Origin of the sequence: Fibrobacter sp. (genome assembly GCF_017545445.1) — a bacterium.
Classification (GTDB): Bacteria; Fibrobacterota; Fibrobacteria; order Fibrobacterales; family Fibrobacteraceae; genus Fibrobacter.
Map to the genome: position 1 here is coordinate 1 of NZ_JAFWOM010000075.1, position 3,903 is coordinate 3,903.

Annotated in this window: 2 protein-coding genes; one reads left to right on the forward strand and one right to left on the reverse strand. The window is 48.9% G+C overall.

Going from position 1 to position 3,903, the window contains the following annotated elements:
• A partial coding sequence (locus tag IKG78_RS08865) for a hypothetical protein (RefSeq protein ID WP_290942466.1) occupies positions 1–1,801 on the forward strand: 1,801 nt, incomplete at its 5' end.
• Positions 1,802–1,805: 4 nt separating this feature from the next.
• Here IKG78_RS08865 and IKG78_RS08870 read toward each other — a convergent pair.
• Positions 1,806–3,266: a hypothetical protein gene (locus IKG78_RS08870; protein ID WP_290942468.1), complete on the reverse strand. Its 1,461-nt coding sequence runs from the start codon at positions 3,264–3,266 to the stop codon at positions 1,806–1,808.
• Positions 3,267–3,903: the final 637 nt, after the last annotated feature.

Here is a 3,903-nt window from a genome sequence, read left to right on the forward strand (position 1 = left end):
CGCAGAACAGCGTACAGAGGCTTCTACGGGCGAAAACCTTCACAAGGTGGAACAATCTATCGCCGAGCAGGAAAAACAGCTGCAACAGCTCAAAAACGAGCAAATGCAGCTTTTGAGCCGTCAAAGGCTGGAACAGGCGGCAGAAAAGCGCCATGACCGCACCCCGGCGCAAATCGAGGCCATCAAGGAGCGCTGGGAAGAACGAAAGGTCAAGCGCAGAATCAGGGCCGTTTCCGAGGCGCGACACTCTCGCAGGACTTCGGAGGAAATCGCTGCAATTCGCAAGGAATTGCAGGAAAGACTCGATACGCGACAGACAGCGCACAGGCTTTTGCAGGACGCGAACGGCATCAAGGGCCTACCCGAAATGGGCGAACTGGAAAAAGCCTTGCAGAAGGGCGGCAAACAGGCGTACAGCGACATGAAAAAGTTCTCCCGAAAGCTCGAAACGAGTCTGGACACGTTGAAGGGCTGCACGTACCTTGCAGACCCGTTCCAGGCGGCAAGGGACTTCGACTATTCAACCGCCATCACCGTCAACGAATCCGTAAGAAAGAAGCTCGACGGCATGGGCAGCTCGCTCGCTGGCAAAAAGCACGACCTGGAATTTGAAATCGACTGGGTTGAAAAACACAAGAAGTATGCAAGCTGGAAGGTGGCACAGGATGCTTACAAGAAAGCTCTCGCCGAAGTGGAACGCCTCATCGACTGGGAAACGGAACTTGGCCGCGTGGACTCCATCAAGATATTCCTCAAGAACCACCCCAAGTCCGCAGTCCTCAAGAAGCTCACGACCGAAATGGACGCGCTTATCGCCAAGGGCGACAACGCCGCGAAAACGGAAATCAAGGAACTGCTCAAGAAAGCGGAAACGAGAAGGAAGGAAATTGAATACAAGGAAGGACTCGAACGCCTCAAGAAAATCAAGGCTGGCATCAAATCCGGCTCAAGCGTCCCGTTCTCGACAAGCATCAGCATCGACGACCTTCGCGCTCTCAAGGGCGACAAGCTGCCACCCACCCTCGGACACCTGGACACCGCCATCGAGAAGTACAAGAAAGGCCATAACTACGGCTCGGCGACAAAGAAGCACGCCGCAGAAATCGAGGCGACGATGCGCGAGCTGTTCCAGAAACACGACCTGGGGATGCACATTGACGACGACCTGCTTGAAAAGGTTTTCAACAGCCATTTCAAAAACACCTTCGAGACGGGAAGCTCCGGCGGATATTGCGGCCCTTCGCTCAATGCCGACGGCTCAATCAAGCAGAGCCATGCGCGTCTCTCCGCAGCACACAAGCTCTTTGACCTGGGTTCAACGGAAAAGGCGAACCAGCTCAATATCTCGCAGTACGAAAAGTACGGCAACCTTCTCGACCACGACAAGCTACGCGAGGCGACGACGCACAACCGCGCCACGCAATACGGAAATGTCGCGGTGCGTTTCAAGAAGGACAAGGTGACTTGCACATGGACAGCTGGCGACAGCCTCGGGGAAAGATACCAGCCAAGCCTCGTCACCGACCCGAAGGCAGTTTCCTATGACGACATGAGCGAAAGTAAGCTGCCAGTGAAGGGAACACAGACGAACGACATGACAAAGTTCCGCAGCGACAACATCAGCAGCTACCTTGAACTGCAATTCCATGGCGCCGTGACGATTGACTGCGTAGAATCGTTGACATTCCCTTACGACTTGAAGGACAGCGCAAAATCAAAATATCTCGGCTATGCCCAAAAGTGGAAAGGCATAGGAGCCGAGATATACTACGTGAAGAACGGGAAACTGGAGAAACTATAACTCTTTATTCTCTCCAAATAGCCGTATCTCGAACAGTTGAGTCTCTCAAGTTCGTGTATTCAACAAAAATCTTATCTCCATTGGAAACTTTTAGCTGTCCATCATAAGGCGTTTGACTGGTAAATTCAACAAAGCCATGTTGATTATAGCCCAAAGTTCCTCCAAAGTAATAAAGCTCAATATCACGACCAGTCATATCCGAACTAGACCATACATGAACGACTGCGGGAGACATTCCCAAACGATAATCGGTAAGCGTTATTACAGCCTTATCCTTGAATCCATAATAAACGGAGTCGCCAAACGTAAGGTAAGTCGTGTTCATAAGGTTCAAACGTGAATTATCCGATTGGGAAACGCCAGTTGAAGAATCATAATAGGTCACGTACATTACTCCGCCATCTTTCACTTGGAGAACTGTATCAATCGGAGATTTTTCAATAGATATTTTCGCTAATCCGTAGTATAAATCATTCACTTTCGGAATATGAAGTTTTACGCCGTTCTTGTCAACATCACTAGTCAATGTCACTTCTACAACTGAATCAAGATTATCTTCATCATAGACATAAACATAAATGTTTTCCATCATATTCCAAATATCCTGACCAAACTGGACATAACCTTGACGCGCCGTAAAGAATACGGAATTGGCTTGAACAGTTTGTTCAGGAGACTTGTCTGAATATTTTGCAGTCAGGCGGTCTCCATTTGCAACTTTAAGAACACTTCCATCCGGCTTGTTTTCAGTCGTCGATAATTTTATCTGCGCAGAAAAAACACCGCCAGCCCCCGACAAGCTAATTGCGGAGCAAGTTGCGCCGACGCAAAGATTTATTGATGCGGATGTTTCGTTTGTCAAATCTGCATCCGTCAAAACAATAGTCATTGTGGCTCCATCGCCAACATATTGCTTTTTGTCGAAAGTCAATGTTCCCGACGAAGATGCCGTGTAATTTGTCCAAATAACCTGTTCAGAGACTTCTGTTTCAGGATTCGGGTCTTTATATGAAATCGTAACCTTATCTCCATTAGTAACAGCGAGCTTAGAGGATTCTTTTTTACTGCTGAAATACAGGTCTGCGACATATTTCACGCCGGACTTTTTCGCCCACAAATCCAAGCCCTTTGTATCTGTATTACTTGATGCATGGAATTGAACACTATCCTCTTTTGTTATGAGGTCGAAATCGGAAATTTCTACCGAAAGCGGAGAAACAAATCCCTGGGGTTCTTTGTTTGAGAACGAAATAACAGCCAAGGAACCCGCGCCATCGGCACCATCTTTTCCATCGACACCATTCCTGATTGTTGCGGACGTTCCGTCAGGACAGGAAAGCGTATAGGAATTATCGTCGTTATCCTTAACCGTGCAGCTTGTTCCTGCGGAATTGGAGGAATCGTCGCCACAAGCAATAAAGATGGTAGCAATGAGCGAGAAGGGAAGCAAAAGTGCCTTTTTCATTTTCCGTCTCCTTGGTTATATAGCATCAAAATAAAAAAAATCCCGTTCTCTTTCGAGTTCGGGATTTCGTGGAGCCTCCCGGACTTGAACCGGGAACCAACGGGTTTACGTTCGTGATGCTTTCGCACCTCCGTGGACTATGTCTTCGCCATGCCCTTGCGGGTTTAGGCGTGGGAGGCTTGCGCGGTCATTAAGCAGGCTCTACTGCTCCGCTAGTCTCTACACCTTCCAGGGGTGTACCCCCGGCTCGGCTCGGCGTTGCCTTATGACCTCGCGGCCACTTAGGTTTCACCGATTTCTTCCCATTCGCATCCAGCCCTTTCAGACTGGTGCCACAATTTTTATGAGTCCGACGCTCTAACCGATTGAGCTAAGGCTCCGAGCGCAAAGATAGTAAAAATCGGATTTTTTCAAGTGAATAAATCATATTTTGTGCAAAAAAGAGACCGAAGGCGGCTCCTACTGCCGCCTGAGATTAGAGATACATCGCTTTCACTTGAGCCTTGATTTTTTCATCGGCATCGGACTTCGACAGGTAGTCACGTATCAGGTCGGGAAAATTGTAGGGCGCCCACTTGCACATATAGGCGGCGACCATGCGGAAGAAATCGGTCTCGACCTGCTTCTCGACGGTCAG